The following is a 20768-nucleotide window of genomic DNA, read 5'->3' as shown; positions in this document are numbered from 1 at the left end:
TGACATGAACTTTGAAACAATTATTGGTTTAGAGTGCCACGTTGAATTAAAAACTGATTCAAAAATGTTCTCTCCATCACCAGCGCATTTCGGTGCGGAACCAAATACAAATACAAACGTAATCGACTGGGGATATCCAGGGGTGCTTCCTGTCGTCAATAAACGCGCGTTAGAATTCGGCATGCGTGCAGCTCTTGCGTTGAACTGTACCATTTCTCAAGATACAAAATTCGACCGTAAAAACTATTTCTACCCTGATAATCCAAAAGCGTACCAAATCTCTCAATTTGATTACCCAATCGGTCATGATGGCTGGATTGATATCGAAGTAGAAGAACAAACAAAACGCATTCGTATTGAACGTGTTCACCTTGAAGAAGATGCAGGTAAAAATACGCACGGAACAGACGGATTCTCCTATGTGGACTTAAACCGTCAAGGAACTCCACTGATCGAAATTGTATCAGAAGCGGATATGCGTTCTCCTGAAGAAGCGTATGCGTATCTTGAAGCCCTTCGTCAAATCATCATGTTTACAGGTGTTTCTGACGTGAAGATGGAAGAAGGTTCCATGCGTTGTGACGCGAACATTTCAATTCGTCCTTATGGTCAAGAAAAATTCGGTACAAAAACAGAGTTGAAAAACTTAAACTCATTTAACAACGTCCGAAAAGGGTTAGCGTTCGAAGAAGTTCGTCAAGCGAACGTCCTACGTAATGGAGGAGAAATCCTACAAGAAACACGTCGTTTTGATGATGCGACGGGTCAAACCATCTTAATGCGTGTCAAAGAAGGTTCAAGTGACTACCGTTACTTCCCAGAACCAGACCTACCAAACTTCCAAATCTCAAATGAATGGATTGAAGAAGTGCGTGCTTCGATTCCTGAAATGCCAAGCAAACGTCGTGAACGTTATGTGAGCGAATTTGGCTTACCGGAATATGATGCAATGGTATTAACGTTAACAAAAGAAATGTCTGATTTCTTCGATGCAACAGTTGCTGCTGGAGCCGACCCTAAACAAGCGTCAAACTGGTTAATGGGTGACATCTCAGCGCACATGAATAGCAAGAAATTAGAATTAAAAGACTTGAAATTAACGCCAGAAAGCTTAGCAGAAATGATTCAGTTAATCGCGGACGGAACCATCAGTTCGAAATTGGCGAAGAAAGTCTTCTTGTTATTAGCCGAAGAAGGCGGAACTGCAAAAGGCGTAGTTGAAAAACACGGTATGGTTCAATTGAGTGATCCTGCTCAATTATTACCGATTATTCAAGAGGTGTTGGCTAACAATGCACAGTCTATTGAAGACTTCAAGAATGGGAAAGACCGTGCTGTTGGGTTCTTAGTTGGGCAGATTATGAAGCAAACGAAAGGGAAAGCAAACCCTGGCATTGTCAACCAACTATTACAACAAGAGTTAGCGAAATACTAAAATATATATGTTTGATGGCTACGTATTTTTCGGATGTCTTCATAATAGCTGTAATAGGGCAACGGCTCGAGCCAAAGTCTCTCGCCTTTAAAGCCTCAAAGGGGGAGTAAGGAAATAAATTCCTAACTCCCCCTTATTCGTTTTAATGCTTTCCCTATTACTGCTACTATAGAATCCGAAAAATTCTCCGCCATCAAAGGCTTTTTGAATTTTTAAACCTTTTTGGAATGGAGCTGCAACGCAGAGTTTGCTTGCCCTTTTGGAATTCAAAGAAGGTTGGATGGATAAGAATGAGGTTGGGTGCGTTGTAGTTTGTGTACAAGACAACTACAGTAGAATTTGTAAGGTTCTTCCACCCAAAAAAGTTTCTTAGGTTTCACTGCCGTCAAAGGCTTTTTTGAATTTACAAACCTTTTGGAAAAGTGTTGCAACGTGGAGTTTGCTTGAGCACTAACAATCCAAAAGGGTGGGTAGGAAGAAACAAGATACAGGCTTGAGAGGGGGATGGCATATGAAATTAACGATTGAAACGGTATTGAGTCAAGGCGGGGAAACGATGAAGCAACGCATGTTTGCGGATGCGACTCGTCTTCGTAAGGACTCTGGTTTTGTACTCAGTTATGTAGAAGAAGAAACGAATACACGAGTAAAAGTAGAAGTGAATACAACAGAAGCGGTCCCGCATGTCACTTTACACCGTCAAGGCGATGCGCGTAGTCAAATGGACTTCAATCATACGAAGGCGACTAAAGGGATTTATGAGTTAGGCGCAGGAAGACAAATGCATTTTGAGATTCAAACCAAACAATTACACCTCGAAGAGACGGAAGAGATGGTGTTATTAGTACTGGAATACCAATTATTCCAACAAAAACAACTGATTACGAGCTCTTTAGTGACCTTTCAGCTTCAAATCAAGGAAAATGTATAAAAAATCTCGCTAAACTAGCATAAACTTTAAAAATTATGCTATACTGTTTAAGATGAACTGGAAAGGAAGTGTAACCATTGGAATTAAAGAAACTCGATGGCATTAACAAAAACGAATTATCAATGGTCGAAGTAGCGCATGCTATTTTAGAAGCGAAGAATGAAGTTTTAGATTTCAATCAATTATTAGTAGAAATTCAAGAATACATGGAATTAAGCGACGAAGCATTAGAAGCTCGTATGGCTCGTTTTTACACAGATTTAAATATTGATGGAAGCTTTATCTCACTTGGAGATAATCGCTGGGGTCTACGCGATTGGTATCCAATTGACTCAATCGATGAAGAAATTGCAACATCAATGGAAGATGAAGAAGTGAAGAAACCTCGTAAGAAACGTAAGAAAGTTAACGCGTTCGGAACTGAAGATGATCTTATCGATTACAATGACGATGATCCAGAAGATGAGGAACTTCTTGATGATGAAGATCTTGATAGCGATGACTTAGACGATGATATCGATGTTGATTTAGACGACGATGATGAAGATGAAATCGATGCCTACCGTTCTGACTTAAATGAATTAGGTGCAGATGAAGACCTAGAAGATGAAGTGAGTGTGGAAGAAGATCTAATCATCATTGATGACGAAGACCTTGATAGCGACTTCGACGAAGAAGAGGAAGAATAATCTTTCTATAATAACAACTATCAAAGCACAACTTATGATCTCATGAGTTGTGTTTTATTTTGCAGTTTATTGTATAATAGGATGAACTTGAGACTTGGGAGGCGAGAACGTGCAAGAAAAATTGAAAAAGGTGTTCGATAAGACCTTTCTAACCTTTATTGCTGTGGGAGTGGTCAATACAATATTTGGAATGGCTATCATGTTCTTTTGTTATAATATTTTAAACTTGGGATACTGGGTTTCTTCGGCGATGAATTATCTTTGTGGCAGTGTTTTAAGTTATTTTCTGAATAAAAAGTTTACGTTTAAAGTGGAAGAAACGACGAAAAAATCGATTGTTCGCTTTACCATTAATATCACGGTTTGTTATATCGTAGCATATGGCATCGCGAAACCACTTGTGTTGTACTTGTTTGAAGGTCTTGGTGAAAAGCTTCAAGGAAACTTGGCTTTAGTGACTGGAATGGGCCTTTTTGTATTGCTAAACTATGTGGGACAAAGGTTTTGGGCATTTAAACAAAACGAACCTACAAACAATTAAAGAGAAGCAAAACGAGCAGATTTTCTGCTCGTTTTTTTGTTGGAGAAGGATCCAAAAAGAACATTAAAAAGGAAAATGAGCTAATTATTCGTAAAAAATAGAAAAAAGACTCTATAAACAGTTGAAAAACGAGAGTTGTAACTGTAAAATAAGAACTATCTCAATCCAGCAAGTTATTAACGTCCGTTTTTTAATCCCCAGGTTTAAGGAGGAGTTATGGAAACATTAGAAGCTCGTATTTTAAAAGATGGTTATGTGTTAGGTGAAAATATCCTTAAAGTAGACTCGTTTTTAACGCATCAGGTAGATTTACACTTGATGAAAGAAATTGGGGATGTTTTTGCTAAGAAGTTTCAGGATGCTGGAATTACAAAAGTGGTCACCATTGAAGCGTCAGGAATTGCTCCAGCACTGTATACGGCAGATGCCTTAAAAGTTCCAATGATTTTTGCAAAGAAATCAAAAATATCACGATGAACGAAGGGATTCTAACAGCAGAGGTGTTTTCTTTTACAAAGCAAGTGACAAATACAGTATCGATTGCAAGTAAATACCTTTCAGAGAAGGATAAAGTGTTAATTGTGGATGATTTTCTAGCGAATGGCCAAGCCGCAAAAGGATTAGTAGAGATTGTTCAACAGGCAGGAGCTAAAGTAGAAGCGGTTGGAATTGTCATCGAGAAATCTTTCCAAGATGGAAGACGGTTATTAGAAGAAGCGAGCATTCCAGTCTTTTCTCTTGCACGTCTAGAACGGTTTGAAAACGGGAAAGTCGTGTTTAAGGAGGCGGACCTATAATGCAACAGGAAAAGCATTCCAGGGCAATGGTACTGGGACTTCAACATCTATTAGCAATGTATTCAGGTTCGATTTTAGTACCGATGATGATTGGACAGGCGCTTGGCTATAATAGCGAACAACTGACATATCTAGTCTCAACAGATATTTTTATGTGTGGGGTAGCCACTTTTCTTCAGCTACAACTCAATAAATATTTTGGAATTGGTCTTCCAGTCGTTTTAGGCGTGGCTTTCCAATCGGTAGCCCCATTAACGATTATTGGACAGAGCCATGGAAGTGGAGCGATATTTGGTGCGCTGATTGTCTCTGGGATTTTTGTAGTTTTAGTTTCGGGAATCTTCTCAAAACTGGCGAACTATTTTCCTGCCATTGTCACCGGCTCTGTGATTACGACTATCGGACTCACACTCATTCCGGTTGCCATTGGAAATATGGGAAATAACGTGGCAAATCCGTCTCTAGATAGTTTAATACTCGCTCTCATTACAGTTCTCATTATTTTAGTCGTTAATATTTTTATAAAAGGATTCCTCAAATCCATTTCGATCCTACTAGGTTTAGTAATTGGGACCTTGATTGCTTCAGGAATGGGTCAAGTGAACTTTACACCTGTGAGCTAAGCACCCATCTTTCATATTCCTACCGTGTTTTATTTTGGGGCTCCAACATTTGAATTTTCTTCCATCGTGATGTTGTGTATTATTGCGACGGTATCAATGGTGGAATCAACAGGGGTCTATCTTGCCTTATCCGATATTACGAAGGATCCAATCGATGCAACACGACTTCGCAACGGATACCGAGCAGAAGGATTAGCGGTACTCCTTGGTGGGGTGTTTAATACATTCCCTTATACAGGCTTCTCTCAAAATGTTGGTTTAGTGAAAATGTCCGGAATTAAAACACGACTACCGATTTACTATGCAGCAGGCTTTCTTGTTCTCCTTGGACTACTTCCAAAGTTTGGAGCTCTTGCACAAATCATTCCAAGTCCCGTCATTGGTGGGGCAATGATCGTTATGTTTAGATTCGTATCGCTTCAAGGAATGCAAATGCTTGCTCGTGTAGATTTTGTCAATAATGAGCATAACTTTCTCATTGCAGCGGTGTCTATTGCAGTAGGGGTTGGATTCAATAATAGCAATCTCTTCAATAGCCTCCCAACTGCATTTCGAATGTTTTTCTCAAACGGAATCGTGATGGCCAGCATCCTTGCCGTAATCCTGAACGCGATTCTAAATCGTAAAAAGAAATAAATAGAATACGTTATCTCCACCCAAAGAGAAGGTCTCCCCCTTCTCTTTTTTCTATTCTCTTTTGAAGTTTTCTTTACTCCATCCATCTAATCTCCAGGAACGGTCTTAGTACCCAAGCACTCAAAAAAATACGAGAAGCAAACTGAAAACATTGTGGAGCAGAAAAAGAACTCAATTCAGTTGGATTTCTATATAGATGATTTCGGAGAAGCTTGCGGATTTTATAATCGCAGTAACGGGGAATCGCATCGAATGTGAACTACGCGGAGTAGGGAAAAATCCCGTACTCCGCGTTTGAAGCTTCGAAGGTGCAAGACCTAGGCTTGCACCGGTGCCCCGTAACAGCGATTATAAAAAGAATCCGCAAGGATTCGAAGAAATCATCAACTCAAAACAAATTCTAGAAGCATCAAACTAAATCTTTGCAGAAATTAGTGAAGTTCTTATTTAAGCACGCTCCACTTTGTTTTCACTTCTCGTATTTTTTTGATAGGTATGGTATACTAACCCTATGTTTAAAGAATTTCAAGGAGGCTCTTCCCAACATGGCTGAAGACAAAAAAACATTCTATTTAACGACTCCGATTTACTATCCGAGTGGTAATTTACATATTGGTCATGCCTATACAACTGTAGCCAGTGACGCGATGGTCCGCTACAAAAAATTACAAGGTTTTGACACTTACTTTTTAACAGGAACAGATGAACACGGACAAAAAATCCAAGAAAAAGCGAAAGAGGCAGGCGTTTCAGAAATTGAATTTGTCGATAAAATCATTTTCGGCATTCAAGATTTGTGGAAAAAGTTAGATATCTCTTATGATGATTTTATTCGTACAACTCAACCACGCCATACGAAAGCTGTTCAAAAGATTTTCCAAAAGCTTGTCGATAATGGAGACATCTACCTTGGTGAATACGAAGGTTGGTATTCTGTATCCGACGAAGAGTACTTCACAGAAACACAATTGGTAGAAGTATACCGTGATGCTGAAGGAAATATGATTGGTGGGGTTGCGCCAAGTGGACATGAAGTAGAGCTTGTTAAAGAAGAATCTTATTTCTTCAGAATGAGCAAATATGCTGACCGCTTATTGCAATACTACGAAGAGCATCCAGATTTCATTCAACCTGAATCACGTAAAAATGAAATGATTAACAACTTCATCAAGCCAGGTTTGGAAGACTTAGCGGTTTCGCGTACGTCGTTTGATTGGGGGATTCCAGTGCCAAACGATCCAAAACACGTGGTTTACGTATGGATTGATGCGTTATCGAACTATATTACAGCACTAGGATATGGTAGCGATGATGAAACATTATTTAATCGCTACTGGCCAGCGGATGTGCATTTCATCGGAAAAGAAATCGTTCGTTTCCACACGATTTACTGGCCAATTATGTTAATGGCCTTAGATTTACCATTACCGAAGAAAATTTTCGCACATGGTTGGTTATTGATGAAAGACGGCAAAATGTCTAAATCAAAAGGAAACGTCGTAGACCCTAATACATTAATCGAACGTTATGGATTAGATGCACTTCGTTACTACTTATTACGTGAAGTGCCATTCGGTTCTGACGGAATTTTCACTCCAGAATCATTCGTAGAACGAATTAACTATGACTTAGCCAATGACTTAGGAAACTTATTAAACCGTACTGTTGCGATGATTAATAAGTATTTCGATGGAACCATTCCTGCATATACTGCACCTGTTTCCACATTTGACCAAGAATTAGTCGATGCTTCCAAAGCGATGATCGTGGAAGTCGAAGAAGCGATGGAAAACATGCAATTCTCAGTGGCACTTGCTGCAATCTGGAAATTTGTTTCTCGTACGAATAAATATATCGATGAAACAACTCCTTGGGCAGCTGTGAAAGATGAAGCACGCCAAGAAGAATTAGCGCGTACAATGAACTACTTAGCAGAAAGCTTACGAATCATTGCCGTTGCCTTACAACCATTCTTAACGCAAACTCCTGGCCAAATCTTGGCTCAATTAGGAATTACGGACAGTGCGTTAATGGATTACCCTTCATTACACACATTCGGTGTCATTCCTGAAGGGACGAAAGTGGTTGAAAAAGGGCAACCAATCTTCCCACGTTTAGACGTTGAAGAAGAAGTGGCTTATATCCAAGCAAAAATGGGTGGAGCAGCAGTGGAAGAAGAAAACTCAGACTGGAATCCAGAAGAAGTAGAACTTTCAAGCGATAAAGAAAGTATCAAATACGACGACTTCGACAAGATTGAATTGAAAGTCGCAGAAGTCATTGAATGTGGTCCGGTAGAAGGAGCAGATAAATTGCTTCAATTCCGCTTAGACGCTGGAGATGCGGGTGGTCACCGTCAAATCCTTTCAGGGATTGCGGAATGGTACCCAGATCCAAGTATTTTTATTGGTAAAAAAGTCGTGATTGTTGCGAACTTGAAACCTCGTAAAATGCGTGGACAAATCAGCCAAGGAATGATTCTTTCGGCTGAAAAAGATGGTGTTCTCCAAGTGTTGTTTGCACCAGAAGGGATGCCAAACGGTTCAACAGTAGCTTAATGAACTAAGAATAAAAAAAGGATCCTTCGGATGCAAAGAAAGGCATTTGAAGGGTCTTTTTTTAGAAGGAGTAGAGATGAAAAAAGGTTTATTAACAGGTTTATTGCTCTTTGGATTTTTCTTTGGAGCAGGTAATTTAATTTTTCCACCAAGCTTAGGCTATCAATCTGCTGATCAATTTTGGCCAGCAGTCATCGGATTTATTGTATCTGGAGTGGGGCTGGCGATTGGAACGTTATTAATTGGAACAGTGATTAATGGTGGATTCAAAAAAGAATTGGACGAAAAGATTCATCCAATCTTCTCATTAGCATTTTTAGTAGTATTATATTTATCCATTGGACCTTTCTTTGCGATTCCGCGTACAGCAACGGTATCGTATAATATCGGGGTAGCGCCGTTTTTACCGGATTCTAATTCAGGTCTTCTGATTTATGCAGCGATTTACTTTGCGGTAGCCTTTTTCTTGGCGTATAACCGTTCATCACTCTTATCCAGCATCGGTAAAATCTTAACACCGATTTTTGCAGGATTAATTTTAATCTTAGTGGTCGTTGGAGCGTTTAAATATGGACAAAGCTCACCAGAATTAGCAGGACAAACAACTCTAACCGTATCGATCGCTTTTGGAAATGGTTTTGTGGAAGGATATAATACCCTAGATGCCTTAGCAGCCGTAGCCTTCTCAGTCGTTGCTGTAAACACGCTAAAAGAGTTCCATTTCAACTCTAAAAAAGAGTACATGAAAACAATTATGAGCGTGGGGTTCGTAACAGCCATTGGATTCAGTGTGTTGTATATCGGTCTTGCGTTCCTTGGGAATCATTTCAACGTGGCGAGTGCCCTAGCACAAGATTCAACATTAAACGTGGGTTCTTACGTATTAACCATGGCTTCACGTGAGTTGTTCGGAACGTTTGGACAAGCCTTTTTGGCGGTAATGGTTGTGATTACTTGCTTGACAACAACAGTAGGATTAATCGTATCAGTAGGGGAGTTCTTCGAAGAAACATTCCCGCGCTTCTCTTATAAAGTGTATGCGACTGTGTTTACGCTCATCGGATTTGGCGTAGCAACGCTTGGACTTCAAACAATCATTGCCTTCTCACTTCCAATATTGATGATTTTATATCCAATTACGGTTGTGATTGCGTTTTTAGTATTAGTGAACAAGAAAGTGGCGTTCTCGAAGAGTGGGATGCAGCTGACGGTTGCGTTGACAACGATTATTTCAACTGTTTCCAGTGTTGCTTCTGCATTGAAATTGGAAGGATTAGTAAAAGCCTTGGACATTCTTCCACTACAAAGCTTGTCACTGGGATGGATGGGACCGGCGCTGATCGGTATTTTAATCGCGCTCATCTTACCGGACAAAATCAAAGGCGAAGCATTCGACTTCGAAGCATTTCAAGCAAAATAAAACTGCTAAATGGTTACTGCTAGATGATTACTTCGTATCCTTACGGATGTCTTTATAGTAATGGAAATAACTGTACCGACAAGAGCCAAGGTCTCTTTGCCTACCGAACTTCAAAGGGCGTCAAGTTGATGAATCCACTGACGCCCTAATTCATTTCGGTTACACACATTATTTCCATTGCTATAGAATCCGTAGGATACTGAGTAATCATCTATTTAGTTTGTGGTTTTTATTTTGTGGAAATGCTTTGAAGGCTTCAAAAAAGTTCCAATAAAAAGATAAATTTGTTCTAAACAAGCAAAACACCGACTGGGATTCCAGTCGGTGTTTTGTATCTAAATGGCTTCGATAAAGTGTTCGGAATATTCTTTCCACATATCTGGACTAAATCTAGCTTTTTGGGGATTGAGAATCTTCTGATAAAGACGGACCGTGCTTCCATCTTCAATGGAATAGGAGTATTCATATAAAAATCCAGTACGTTTGGCGAAATTACAAGAGTCTTCATGGTCACTTGCAATTTGTATTGAAAGGCTCGGTATTCCTTGTTGAACGAGGTACGGCTGAATTAATTGAAATGCTTCAATCAAAACATCACGTTGCCAGTATTCTTGCAATAATGCGAAATCCATTAGATTGTTTTGTTCTGTGGAGACTTTCATAAAGCCAATTGGAAGGTCGTAATTCTTCATTTCGATGATAAAAAAGTACGGAGAATTCGCGATTAGTCGTGTATAAAAGTTCTCTGCATTTAAGTGAGACGGTGCAGATACCCATGGAAGGTTAGACGTTGCTAAAGGATCGTTTAGCAATGACTTGATAATTTCCATGTCAGTTTCGTGAAAGGGCCTAAGAGTGATACGTTGTGATTCTAGTGTAGGTACGTTCATAATCGTTACCCCCTTTCTCTACCTGCATTATAGTCGTAATCTGTTGGAAAGTAAAGGGTGCAAATTGCTTTTATAACAATAATGAAAAGGGTTCCGAAAATATCTGAAAGAAACGGATATTTTCCTATTTCTTTGATAGAAGTTGTCAAATTCTGGTGACATTTTTTATCGTGACTTTAGTCATGGTACTTCGTGACTGGAGGGCCTACAGAGTGACCTTGGTTTTTGATAAAGTTAAATCATCAAGAACAAGTACGGAGGCAGACCATGATTAAAGTACATCAAATTAGCAAACGTTTTGGAAACAAGACAGCATTAAACCAAATTGAATTCAATGTTGATAAAGGAGAAATTTTTGGGTTCTTAGGACCAAGTGGAGCTGGGAAGACAACTCTCATCAATATTTTAACTGGACAATTGAAAGCCGATGAAGGAACGACAGAGCTCCTTGGAAAAGAAACGAAGAATTTAGCACCAGAAGATTTAGCGCATATCGGATTAGTGGGAGATTCGAGTGGATACTATGAAAAACTTTCCCTCGAGAAAAACCTCATCGTTTACGCAAAAATTTATGGACTTCCGAATAGTCGAGTTGATGAAGTATTAGAACAAGTAGGACTTCTGGATAGTAAAAAGGTGATTGCAGAAAAACTTTCTACAGGGATGCGCCAAAGAATGTTTCTAGCAAGAGCGCTTCTCAACAAACCAGAATTACTCTTTTTAGATGAACCAACGAGTGGTTTAGATCCAATGACCTCTCAAAAAATTCACCGATTATTAAATGAGCTGAAGGAAAGTGGAACAACAATTTTCCTCACCACCCATGACATGGTGGAAGCAACAGAGATGTGTGATCGCATTTCCTTGCTAAACCAAGGGGACTTAGTAGAAATTGGAACACCACGAGACATTATTCAAAAATACAATAAAGAAAAACGAGTGAAAGTAACGTTTAAAGACCATACTGAAAAAGTAGTGCCTTTTGAAGCGTTAAAAGAGCAAGACTTAACGACAGTAGAAATGATGCACTCAATGGAACCAACCCTTGAAGAAATCTTTATTCAATTGACAGGAGAGAAATTAAATGATTAGAAGAATTAGCGCCTTAATTTGGTTACGTACACAAATGATTGTAAGTAATGGAGCAATGCTGTTCCAAATTATTTTCCCATATGCTTTACTCATCCTCTATGATCGGTTTTTAAATCCAGACCATGACCCAAGCAAGTCGACTCAAATCTTGTTTATCATGTTACCGCTCGCGTTTAGTTTATCAATGGGAACCATGATTACAATTATGTTGGCGGAAGAAAAAGAGAAAAAGAATTTGAAAACTTTATTCCTTAGTGGAATTCATTCAGCCGAGTATCTAATCTCCATCTTATTCTATCCAATTATCCTTGGTTGCATTACGATTGTTAGCTTCCCGCTCATTTTAAATGTGAATCTTTCAAACCATATAGTGGAATATGGAATAGTGATGACTAGTGTTGCAATCTGTGTTATCTTAGTGAATTTATTGGTGGGGGCAGTGACCGATACTCAAGCGAAAGCACAAGTAAATGGAGTTATTCCGATGATGGCCGTTGCATTTCTACCGATGTTCTCTCAATTTAGTGAGTCTATTTCAAAAGTGGCTCATTACACATTCATGGGGAACTTCATCGATTTCTTCTTAGACAAAGGATTCACGTTGAACTTCCAAAGCATGCTCGTTCCAATCGTGTGGATGGCTGTGCTCATCGTGTTAAACTTCTTCCTATTGAAACCAAAAGCTCAAAACTAAAACAAACAACTTCAAAAAGAGTGGTTTTGCTTTATAAAGCAAAGCTGCTCTTTTTGCATTTCATGATTTTTCAGAGTGAATTAGCTATTTTTTCCAAAAGTTTACATGAATAGATGGTATGTTAAAATAAACGGCACAATGAATTAGCGAATGACAAAGTTGCTTTTCTACAACTGTGGGAAAGCAACTTTTTTAGTTGATGTTTAAGCATAAAAAACATGAGAATGATAGGCTTTTTTGGAGCAAAAAAGTATCCAAAAAAAGCAAGATGTAACATTTTTGTTACGTAACAAAAATGTTACACTCAAGAAAATGGAGGTGTATTTATGAGGTATAAACGTGAATTTACAAAGCAGAACTTTGAAGAGTTACTGGAGATGCCGTATGGGAGAATGGTAAAGGCGGCAGCGATTTTACAACTGATTGAAGAAGAAGGTGTTACTCCAGAGATGATTGAAAAATGGGGAGATTATGACGAAGAAGAAGGAATTATGTATCTGGTTTTCGAAGTAGAAGATATTATGGAAGGGGTGAATGGTAGTGAGTTCTTTAAGAGAAGAGACATTCTCGATTATTGCATCGCGCTATCCGAACTTTAAAGAGGATGTAGCGAAAGAATTGGCGAGACATAGGGCTGTACTCCGTATAATTCGTCTTAGAATGGAAAGTAATTTATCCCGAGAGGAATATGCAAAGAAAGTAGGCTTTAAACGGACAGCGCTGGCTAGGTTGGAGCGTGGGGAAGGAACGCCTAGTCTATCGACGTTGATTGAACTAGCTTACAAAAACGGATATGAGGTGGATATTCAGTTGAAACCTCAAAAATTCTAAGGCAGGTAGTTTGTCGCTTCATTTCTTATCAGATTATCGTTTCTCTTGGGAGTTTGTTATAATACAAGAGTAGAATTGGAGGAATGAAAATGGGAATCTATCTGATTACTGGAGTGGTAGTGGCAGCTCTTATTTTTTCAATGTGGCGGGATAATCGCAGCTTATGGAACCCAGCACTCCTTATTATTGCGGTGTTTTTTGGATATTTATCAGTAGTTCAGGTGGTCTATCAATCTGGAAGCGAGGCAGGACATCTTCTCGTGTTAATGGTCGGATTTTTAGGCGTGCCCTTTGTAATTTTCCTGAGTGGCTTTTTCTTTATTTATAATGGAATCGTTCTTTTGAAGCGTGAGGGAAAATCCAAGTCGAATTTCTTATCGCTTGGGATGGGCTTTTTGATTTTACTATTCTTTGGCGTGATCATTATTCGTGCACTCAATAATCAGTATTTTTATGAAAATCACTGGGTGAATATTTTCTTAATCTTTTTTATCTACACCTATGTCATTTTTGGGTTTGCCTTTTTCGGCTTCCTGTTTTATTCGATTTTGTATGTGTTTATTCCAAAGAGAAAACAATATGATTTCATCATTATTCATGGGGCTGGATTATTAGACGGAGAACGAGTAACGCCGCTGTTAAAACGTCGGATTGACAAGGCGGTCGAGGCTTTTAAAAAATCAAAAAATCCCAATATTAAACTAATCGCAAGTGGTGGGAAAGGAGCCGATGAGAAGGTTTCGGAAGCGCAGGCGATTTTGAATTACTTAATGGAAGAAACGGATGTTCCAAGAGAGTCCGTATTGCTCGAAGAAGAGTCGAGAACGACCTATGAGAATCTATTGTTCTCAAAACGATTAGGGGAAACAATCCTCAAAGAACCCCGATTCTTATTTGTAACGAACGACTATCATGTCTTTCGAACCAGTACCTACGCTAAGATGATCGGCATGCAAGGGGATGGGCTTGGCTGTACAACGGCGAGCTATTATATTCCTTCTGCTTTTATCCGGGAGTATGTGGCTCTTTGTGTGAAAATGAAATGGATGTTTATCGGATTCTACTTGCTTCTGGCAATGGCGATTACGCTCTCTTACAAGGGGATTTTATGGTAATAGCAAAGCTACTCTAACATGGTTAGAGTAGCTTTTTTGTATGGGGGGATTGCCTTTTTATTTATGCTAAAAGACGGTATAATAGACGTGATAAACTCTGGAGGAACAGAAATGAAGAAAAACGAATTTTATACAGTAAGCATCGAGGATTTAACGCATGAAGGACTTGGGGTTGGGAAGGTCGATGGATTCCCGCTATTTATCGAGAATAGTATTCCAGGTGAAGTCGTGCGTGTGAAGACAATGAAGATTGGAAAAAGTTATGGCTACGCGCGTGTGGAGGAGTGGCTGGAAGTGAGCCCGAACCGTGTGGAGGTAAAAGACGCCCTCGGTACACGTGTGGGAACCATGCCGTTGCAACATATGACGTATGAGAGCCAGCTGGCCTTTAAGCAGCAACAAGTGAAAAATGTGATGACGAAAATCGCGAAGATGCCAGAATTAGAAGTGCGTAGGGCGCTTGGGATGGAGAGTGCGCTGGGCTACCGAAACAAGGCGCAAATTCCAGTGCGTACAGTAGAGGGTCAGTTGACGACGGGCTTCTTCAAGAAGAACTCGCATGATTTGATTCCGATTGAAGACTTCCATATTCAAGACCCTGAAATCGACCGCTTGATTGTGGCCGTGCGTGATATTTTAAGAAAGTATCCAGTGGTGGCGTATGATGAAGCCAACAATACTGGTGATTTGAAGCATATTATTGTGCGACGCGGCTTGCGTATGAAGCAAGTGATGATTATTTTCGTGACGAGAACAAAGGTGCTGCCACAAACGGATGCGATTGTAAAAGACATTACAGCAGATCATCCAGAAGTGGTCTCTATCGTGCAAAATATCCAACCGAAGCCAACGAATGTCATCATGGGACGTGAGACAAAAGTGCTATTCGGGGAAGATGTGTACGAGGAGAAGTTGTTCGAATTCACGTTCAAGATTAGCGCGCGTTCGTTCTTCCAAGTGAACACCGTGCAAACCGAAGTGCTCTATCAACAAGCCATCGACGCTGCGGATTTGAAGGGCGGCGAGACGGTCGTGGATGCGTATTGCGGAATCGGGACAATGAGCTTGGCTTTTGCCCGCGATGCGAAGAAAGTCTATGCCATGGAAATCGTGGATGATGCGATTGTAATGGCTAAGGAAAATGCGAAACTCAACGGTGTGACGAATGTGCACTTTGAAACGGGTGCGGCTGAGAAAATCATGCCACGCTGGAAGGAAGAAGGCATCCAGCCAGATGTGATTGTGGTGGATCCACCGCGCAAAGGGCTCGACCTTGCCTTTATCGAAGCGGCGTGTGCAACAGGTCCTGAACGCATCGTGTATGTCAGCTGTAACCCAGCAACCCTTGCTCGCGACCTTGTACACTTCAAGGAACGAGGCTACAAGGCACAGTATGTGCAACCCGTGGATATGTTCCCGATGACTGCGCATGTGGAGACAATTGTGTTGCTACAACGAGCAGATACGTAGAAATCCTTTATTTCAAGCACTTTTTTAAGCATATCGTCTTTACAGGACAAGGCGATAAAATAAGAAATAAGGAGATAAAAGACTACATCAATGTTTCTGTAGTGATTGATATGGAGTGTGGAGATACAAGGAAATAGGCAGGCTACGTTTATAGGAAACTTATTTACATTTAGGAGGGTTAATATGAAACCGATTAGTTTGGCAGAAAAATTAATGTTTAATACTGTGAGAATAGAAACTCTTGATGGCTCTTCTGGAACAGGATTCTTTTTTAACTTTAAGCAAGGAGAGCTTACGATTCCTGTTCTTATTACCAACAAACATGTTGTAAACTATAATAGAACGGAAACAGTAAAGTTTCTTCTACATTTAAGAGAAGAAGATGATGAAACTAAAGAAAACTATGCACTTACATTACAGACAGAATGGTTTTTTCATTCTGAAAAAGATTTGTGTTTCACATTTATAAATCCAATATTTGAGGAAGTAAAAAAGCGAACAGGAAAAGAAGTGTTTTATTTAGCTAGCGAGGAAAGCTTGATTCCTAGTCTAGAGAAATTAATGGAATTGAGTGCTTTAGAAGAAATTGTAATGATTGGATATCCAATAGGATTATGGGACAGTAAGAATAATTATCCTATTTTTAGAAAAGGATATACAGCGTCACACCCTGCTTATGATTTTAACAAAAAAGGGATAGCTTTAGCAGACATTTCTGCATTTCCAGGGTCATCTGGGTCCCCAATTTATATTTTAAATGAAAGTAGTTACTCTGATAAAAAAGGTAACACGTATTTTGGGAATAGCAGGTTAATTTTTTTAGGTATTCTTTATGCGGGTCCAACAATGAATGCAAACGGTGAGGTATCAGTCATTGATATACCTACACAACAAAAAGTAGTCAGCAGAACATCAGTAATGACTAATCTAGGCTATTATGTTAAATCTGCAGAATTACTTGAATTTAAAACCATTATTCAAGAGAAAATAGCCCAGCAAAATAACAATTGAAATTAATTATTACTCAAAAACAAATAAATCTAAATATGCTTAGACGTTCTGATTAAAAGGAGCGTCTATTTTTTTACCAATTTTTGAAAGGACGTGGTACTACGAAAATAGAAAAACAAGAAAACAAAGGTCGCTCACCACCGTGAAAAACCATCAAACAAATGAGATTCATTCAACCATAAGAAAGGATAGGAAACAATATGGAACTTAAATTTGTGATTCCCAACATGGAAAAAACATTCGGAAATTTAGAATTTGCTGGTGAGGATAAAATCCTACAGCGAAGAATCAACGGACAGCTTGCCATCTTGTCAAGAAGCTATAACCTCTAATCAGATGTACAACGTGCAGATGATATTGTGGTGGTACTTCCCGCTGAAGCTGGCGAAAAACATTTTAGCTTTGAAGAACGTGTAAAACTCATCAATCCGCGTATTACTGCCGAGGGCTATAAAATCGGCACTCGTGGCTTTACCAACTACGTCTTAGAAGCTGACGATATGATTAAGGAATAGAAAGAGAGGAAAAATTATGAGATTAGCCAATGGCATTGTTTTAGAAAAAGACCCTACATTCGGGGAATTAAAGTTCTCTGCACTCCGTCGTGAAGTAAGAATCCAAAATGAAGACGGTACAGTATCAGATGAAATCAATGAGTTCTTGACAACATTTTTTAAGCTCTATCCTACTTCAACCATGAGTGAATTATCTTATTATGTGAATGAGGGTATTTTGAAAACTATTGGCAAAGACTATATCTTTCAAGAGCTGGTCAATCCGATTTACAATCGAAAGGATAATCAAGTGACGGTTTCGCTGTCAGTAAAATATCTTGACCAGCAGATAAAAGCGACACAAGTATCTCAATTCAATTTAACACTTGAAAAGAGCAGTAGTAACTGGAAAATTATAAAGTAAAATGAAAATAGCGTATAGCCCACACATATTTCTGTGATCTATACGCTGTTTTTTGAAACTATATATTATTAAGATAAGATAGATTATCTTTCATTTTTTCTACAATTAGATTCTTTAGTTTAGTTGGTTTGATAGATATGGCTTCTTTTCCATAAGACAGAAAGTAATTTGAAATGAAATTTTCCTCCTTTTTATTATAGTAGCCTTTAATCATCGGAGTTCCAGCAGTATAGACTAATTTCATTGAGGGGTAATTTTCCTTTATGAATATATCAACACCTTTATCTGTTATTGATACCTCAAAATCAGTTGCGTCCTTTTCCTTAAATTGCTGTTCAGTGAGAGATTGTAGTATTTCAGAATCAATAGGAAACCTATTTTCGTTACTTGCTAATAACAGTATTTTATCGCAACGAAATACTTGGAGTTTCTCGCTATCATGATTATAAGCAGTAACGTACCATTGACCAAATGATGTAGAAATATTCAGAAATTGAACTGTATATGAATGATTCGTGTTTAACCTTTTATAAGTAATATCGTTTACTGAATTGTTTATGGCAGAATATAAAATATCCTTTAAGAGTGGGCATTCATTTACCTGTTTTGAAGAAACAAAACTAAAGACACTTTCCATTGTATCTAAATTTAGCTGATGTTCTTTAGAAATACAGCATTCAAATTTCTGCTTCAATTTCTGTAAATCTAAGTCAAAAGGGGTTGATTGATACTCCCTTAAAGTTAGCATTGAAAAATAAATAGCGTACATTTCATCAAGAGTAAAGATAATCGGGGATAATAAACGGTTTTGTAGAACGCCATATCTTCCGTATCTACCATGTTCAGAAAATATTGGCATACCGATATTTTCCAGAGATTGAATATCTCTTAGTGCAGTGCTTTTTGAAATATTATACTTCTCCATTAAATCACTTAAATTAAAATAATTCCTATTGTTTAGATATATCATCATATCATGAAGACGTTCTGATTTATTCATAAGATAACTCCTTTCGCTAATAAAGGTGTCATGAAATGACATCTTTATATAGTATACTATAGATATATCAAAAATACAGGAGGAAATCAAAATGAGCAAAAAACTTTTCTTATCATCATCTTTCGAAGATGTGGTGACCTTACTTCCAGAATTCGAGAAAAATCTTGTAGGCAAAAAGGTAACTTTTATACCTACTGCAAGTATCGTTGAGCAAGTAGCATTTTTTGTTGAATCAGGCAAAAAGGCACTTGAGGAACTTGGATTAATTGTTGATGAATTAGAGTTGTCTACAGCAACTGCCGAAGAAATAGAATCAAAAATAACCAATAATGATATTATCTATGTTACTGGGGGCAATACATTTTTCTTACTTCAGGAAATGATAAGAACAGGTGCAGATAAGTTAATTATCAATGAAGTTAATTCAGGAAAACTATATATTGGAGAATCTGCGGGAGCGGTTATAACTGCTCCAAGTATAGAGTATATTAAGTCGATGGATAGCCCAGAAAAAGCACCTGACTTAATCGATATTAAAGGTTTTGGCTTTGTTGATTTTCATGTGTTACCTCATTATACCAATCAGCCTTTTATGAAAATAGCACACAAGATTTTTGAAGATTATTCATCTGAATTGATATTAAAACCAATTAGTAATAATGAAGTAATTTTGGTAGATGGCAAAGAAACAGTTACTAAAGCAAACTAAATTGAAATGAGTGATAATCATGGGGTTAAATATTGATTATTATGTCCAATTTGTAAATCTAAAACAAGAGTAAAGATACGGAAAGATACCCTAGTTCAGAACTTTCCGCTATACTGCCCTAAATGCAAACAAGAAACTTTAATAAGTGTGGATTCTTTCAAAATAACAGTAATCAAAGAGCCAGACGCAAAGACGTAGAGCCGATAATTTGAGGTTTAATCAATCTCATCTTATCGGCTCTTTCTGTTATGTATTCTCATTATGCTTAGTCTTTAATACTTCTAACTTCCTTGATACCATTGGCTAAAGCTTCAATCAATGACAGTTCTTTATCAGTGAAGTTATCCAATAGTTTTTCTTACCACGTAATGATCTGGTGCATTTCACCAGATCATTACGTGGTAAGAAAAACTCATCAACGGAGACATCAAGTAATGATACAAGGTCGTAAAGAACTTGTATGCTGGGGTGTTGTCCCTTATTTTCAATATTGGTTAAGTACCGTGGGTCAATTTCAATCAATGCTCCCACTTGTTCACGAGTTAAACCTCGTTTCAATCGAGCTTCTTTAATGGCTAAACCAAAGGCTCTAAAATCATATTTATCTTCTTTTTTACGCATAATAAACCACCTCTATACATTTTACTGTTCCTATTAAATTAGAAACAGGTATAGAAAAACGCATTATATTGTTTATGAGTTCGTGTTTGATGCATTTCATAATAAGCACTACTAAACACCAATAAAAAAATCGTTATTTGGTAGTGCTATTTTGTGCTGGTGAAAACTATTGATTACTTCCAAATGGCGGTTCGTTGGAGGTTTAAGTCGCCATGAAGTATATCATATACAATCAAGTTCCCTACATTGAATATTTATCAAAAAAAATTATGAGCCAGCGATAGATAAATACGTCGTTCAATGTGTTTTACAAATCATATAGAAAGAACAATTAAAGCATGTAAACAGATAAATCAATCTGTTTATGTGCTTTTTTGGTTGTTTAGAGCATATATTCAATTTTTTTAATCGATAATGCAACAAATTCCCCTTTCACGTTGGGACTAAGAGTGAAAGGAGATAAAAGAGCAAGGCTCACTTCCTTTCAAAAGAAAGGAGGTGAGAAACATGAAACCATCTTCTTTTCAAACAACGATAGAAAATCAGTTTGACTATATCTGTAAACGTGCGATGGAAGACGAACGTAAGAATTATATGCTTTATCTTTCAAGGATTTCAAATCGAGAAGTGTCCTTTTCGGATATTGGCGATTATATTGTCAATCAGTTTGCAACGACAGATACTTATTCATCTGATTTTCAGATTTTATCGCTCAATGGAATATCCGTTGGTGTTGAAAATGATTTGTTGAGTGAAGCATTACGTGAGTTGCCAGACAAGAAACGTG

19 protein-coding genes and 4 pseudogenes are annotated in these 20768 nt (G+C 38.2%); 20 read left to right on the top strand and 3 right to left on the bottom strand.

Translation table 11 applies throughout. The features are described 5' to 3' along the window. Window positions 1-4: 4 nt before the first annotated feature. The 8 genes and pseudogenes from gatB to brnQ all read left to right on the top strand — a co-directional run bounded on the left by gatB (window position 5) and on the right by brnQ (window position 9630). A complete protein-coding gene (gene gatB, locus Q0594_RS00875) occupies window positions 5-1435 on the top strand; it encodes an Asp-tRNA(Asn)/Glu-tRNA(Gln) amidotransferase subunit GatB (protein WP_298729120.1) in 1431 nt (476 codons plus the stop codon). Between the two features lie 511 nt (window positions 1436-1946). Continuing rightward, window positions 1947-2366 carry a DUF1934 domain-containing protein gene (locus Q0594_RS00870; RefSeq protein WP_298729119.1) on the top strand — a complete coding sequence of 140 codons (420 nt, stop codon included), beginning with the start codon at window positions 1947-1949 and terminating at the stop codon, window positions 2364-2366. A gap of 77 nt (window positions 2367-2443) precedes the next feature. Then, window positions 2444-3055: a DNA-directed RNA polymerase subunit delta gene (rpoE, locus tag Q0594_RS00865; RefSeq protein WP_298729118.1), complete on the top strand. Its 612-nt coding sequence runs from the start codon at window positions 2444-2446 to the stop codon at window positions 3053-3055. Between the two features lie 109 nt (window positions 3056-3164). After that, complete coding sequence (locus tag Q0594_RS00860; RefSeq protein WP_298729117.1) at window positions 3165-3596, top strand: GtrA family protein; 432 nt, start codon at window positions 3165-3167, stop codon at window positions 3594-3596. 216 nt (window positions 3597-3812) lie between these two features. Further along, window positions 3813-4393: pseudogene (locus Q0594_RS00855) on the top strand (xanthine phosphoribosyltransferase). Next, window positions 4390-5652 (top strand): annotated as a pseudogene (locus Q0594_RS00850) (nucleobase:cation symporter-2 family protein). Before Q0594_RS00855 ends, Q0594_RS00850 begins: the two co-directional pseudogenes overlap by 4 nt. 500 nt (window positions 5653-6152) lie before the next feature. After that, window positions 6153-8210, top strand: coding sequence for a methionine--tRNA ligase (gene metG / locus Q0594_RS00845; RefSeq protein WP_298729140.1), 2058 nt, complete (start codon window positions 6153-6155; stop codon window positions 8208-8210). A 76-nt stretch (window positions 8211-8286) separates the two neighbouring features. Beyond that, window positions 8287-9630, top strand: a complete 1344-nt coding sequence (brnQ, locus tag Q0594_RS00840; protein ID WP_298729116.1) for a branched-chain amino acid transport system II carrier protein — start codon at window positions 8287-8289, stop codon at window positions 9628-9630. A gap of 335 nt (window positions 9631-9965) precedes the next feature. Here the strand turns inward: brnQ and Q0594_RS00835 are convergent, their stop codons facing one another. Beyond that, complete coding sequence (locus Q0594_RS00835) at window positions 9966-10520, bottom strand: GNAT family N-acetyltransferase (protein ID WP_298729115.1); 555 nt, start codon at window positions 10518-10520, stop codon at window positions 9966-9968. A gap of 267 nt (window positions 10521-10787) precedes the next feature. Between Q0594_RS00835 and Q0594_RS00830 the strand changes: the two genes are divergently transcribed. From Q0594_RS00830 to Q0594_RS00790, 9 genes and pseudogenes are all read left to right on the top strand, one after another. After that, entirely contained in the window at window positions 10788-11612 is an 825-nt protein-coding gene (locus Q0594_RS00830; RefSeq protein ID WP_005607705.1) for an ABC transporter ATP-binding protein, read from the top strand. After that, entirely contained in the window at window positions 11605-12306 is a 702-nt protein-coding gene (locus tag Q0594_RS00825) for an ABC transporter permease (RefSeq protein ID WP_298729113.1), read from the top strand. The genes Q0594_RS00830 and Q0594_RS00825 overlap by 8 nt, the downstream gene beginning before the upstream one ends. A gap of 326 nt (window positions 12307-12632) precedes the next feature. After that, the gene (locus Q0594_RS00820; protein WP_263090524.1) at window positions 12633-12905 is read left to right on the top strand and encodes a hypothetical protein; all 273 of its coding nucleotides are present in this window, start codon (window positions 12633-12635) and stop codon (window positions 12903-12905) included. Further along, a complete protein-coding gene (locus Q0594_RS00815) occupies window positions 12847-13137 on the top strand; it encodes a helix-turn-helix transcriptional regulator (protein WP_298729112.1) in 291 nt (96 codons plus the stop codon). Before Q0594_RS00820 ends, Q0594_RS00815 begins: the two co-directional genes overlap by 59 nt. An 89-nt stretch (window positions 13138-13226) precedes the next feature. After that, complete coding sequence (locus tag Q0594_RS00810) at window positions 13227-14252, top strand: YdcF family protein (protein ID WP_298729111.1); 1026 nt, start codon at window positions 13227-13229, stop codon at window positions 14250-14252. Between the two features lie 111 nt (window positions 14253-14363). After that, entirely contained in the window at window positions 14364-15722 is a 1359-nt protein-coding gene (gene rlmD / locus Q0594_RS00805) for a 23S rRNA (uracil(1939)-C(5))-methyltransferase RlmD (RefSeq protein ID WP_298729110.1), read from the top strand. A 183-nt stretch (window positions 15723-15905) separates the two neighbouring features. Beyond that, window positions 15906-16733 (top strand): trypsin-like peptidase domain-containing protein, encoded by an 828-nt coding sequence (locus Q0594_RS00800; RefSeq protein ID WP_070445625.1) that lies wholly within the window; start codon window positions 15906-15908, stop codon window positions 16731-16733. Between the two features lie 200 nt (window positions 16734-16933). Next, window positions 16934-17248, top strand: a pseudogene (locus Q0594_RS00795) (YdcP family protein). A gap of 16 nt (window positions 17249-17264) precedes the next feature. Beyond that, window positions 17265-17651, top strand: coding sequence for a conjugal transfer protein (locus tag Q0594_RS00790; RefSeq protein WP_298729109.1), 387 nt, complete (start codon window positions 17265-17267; stop codon window positions 17649-17651). Between the two features lie 58 nt (window positions 17652-17709). On the opposite strand, the gene Q0594_RS00785 is transcribed toward Q0594_RS00790, so the two are convergent. Further along, window positions 17710-18651 carry a YafY family protein gene (locus Q0594_RS00785; protein ID WP_298729108.1) on the bottom strand — a complete coding sequence of 314 codons (942 nt, stop codon included), beginning with the start codon at window positions 18649-18651 and terminating at the stop codon, window positions 17710-17712. Between the two features lie 91 nt (window positions 18652-18742). Here Q0594_RS00785 and Q0594_RS00780 point away from each other — a divergent pair, with 91 nt between their 5' ends. Continuing rightward, on the top strand, window positions 18743-19360 hold the full coding sequence (locus Q0594_RS00780; protein ID WP_070445635.1) for a Type 1 glutamine amidotransferase-like domain-containing protein: 618 nt from the start codon (window positions 18743-18745) through the stop codon (window positions 19358-19360). Window positions 19361-19408: 48 nt separating this feature from the next. Then, on the top strand, window positions 19409-19558 hold the full coding sequence (locus Q0594_RS00775; RefSeq protein WP_083281642.1) for a cysteine-rich KTR domain-containing protein: 150 nt from the start codon (window positions 19409-19411) through the stop codon (window positions 19556-19558). 67 nt (window positions 19559-19625) lie between these two features. Here Q0594_RS00775 and Q0594_RS00770 read toward each other — a convergent pair. Continuing rightward, window positions 19626-19981, bottom strand: a pseudogene (locus Q0594_RS00770) (helix-turn-helix domain-containing protein). 507 nt (window positions 19982-20488) lie between these two features. Here Q0594_RS00770 and Q0594_RS00765 point away from each other — a divergent pair. Continuing rightward, on the top strand, window positions 20489-20768 hold a 280-nt coding region (locus Q0594_RS00765), incomplete at its 3' end, for a hypothetical protein (RefSeq protein ID WP_298729107.1).

It is taken from the genome of uncultured Granulicatella sp. (assembly GCF_938030755.1).
Lineage (GTDB): Bacteria > Bacillota > Bacilli > Lactobacillales > Aerococcaceae > Granulicatella.
Note: the sequence above shows the minus strand (reverse complement) of the source record. Positions and strands in the feature narration are given on the sequence as shown.

Excerpts from the sequence above, each read along its gene's own strand:
- rlmD (WP_298729110.1), top strand. The coding sequence starts at position 14,364 with ATGAAGAAAAACGAATTTTATACAGTAAGCATCGAGGATTTAACGCAT.
- Q0594_RS00835 (WP_298729115.1), bottom strand. The coding sequence starts at position 10,520 with ATGAACGTACCTACACTAGAATCACAACGTATCACTCTTAGGCCCTTT.
- Q0594_RS00825 (WP_298729113.1), top strand. The coding sequence starts at position 11,605 with ATGATTAGAAGAATTAGCGCCTTAATTTGGTTACGTACACAAATGATT.
- Q0594_RS00820 (WP_263090524.1), top strand. The coding sequence starts at position 12,633 with ATGAGGTATAAACGTGAATTTACAAAGCAGAACTTTGAAGAGTTACTG.
- Q0594_RS00830 (WP_005607705.1), top strand. The coding sequence starts at position 10,788 with ATGATTAAAGTACATCAAATTAGCAAACGTTTTGGAAACAAGACAGCA.
- Q0594_RS00800 (WP_070445625.1), top strand. The coding sequence starts at position 15,906 with ATGAAACCGATTAGTTTGGCAGAAAAATTAATGTTTAATACTGTGAGA.
- brnQ (WP_298729116.1), top strand. The coding sequence starts at position 8,287 with ATGAAAAAAGGTTTATTAACAGGTTTATTGCTCTTTGGATTTTTCTTT.
- Q0594_RS00790 (WP_298729109.1), top strand. The coding sequence starts at position 17,265 with ATGAGATTAGCCAATGGCATTGTTTTAGAAAAAGACCCTACATTCGGG.
- Q0594_RS00785 (WP_298729108.1), bottom strand. The coding sequence starts at position 18,651 with ATGAATAAATCAGAACGTCTTCATGATATGATGATATATCTAAACAAT.
- Q0594_RS00870 (WP_298729119.1), top strand. The coding sequence starts at position 1,947 with ATGAAATTAACGATTGAAACGGTATTGAGTCAAGGCGGGGAAACGATG.
- gatB (WP_298729120.1), top strand. The coding sequence starts at position 5 with ATGAACTTTGAAACAATTATTGGTTTAGAGTGCCACGTTGAATTAAAA.
- Q0594_RS00810 (WP_298729111.1), top strand. The coding sequence starts at position 13,227 with ATGGGAATCTATCTGATTACTGGAGTGGTAGTGGCAGCTCTTATTTTT.
- Q0594_RS00780 (WP_070445635.1), top strand. The coding sequence starts at position 18,743 with ATGAGCAAAAAACTTTTCTTATCATCATCTTTCGAAGATGTGGTGACC.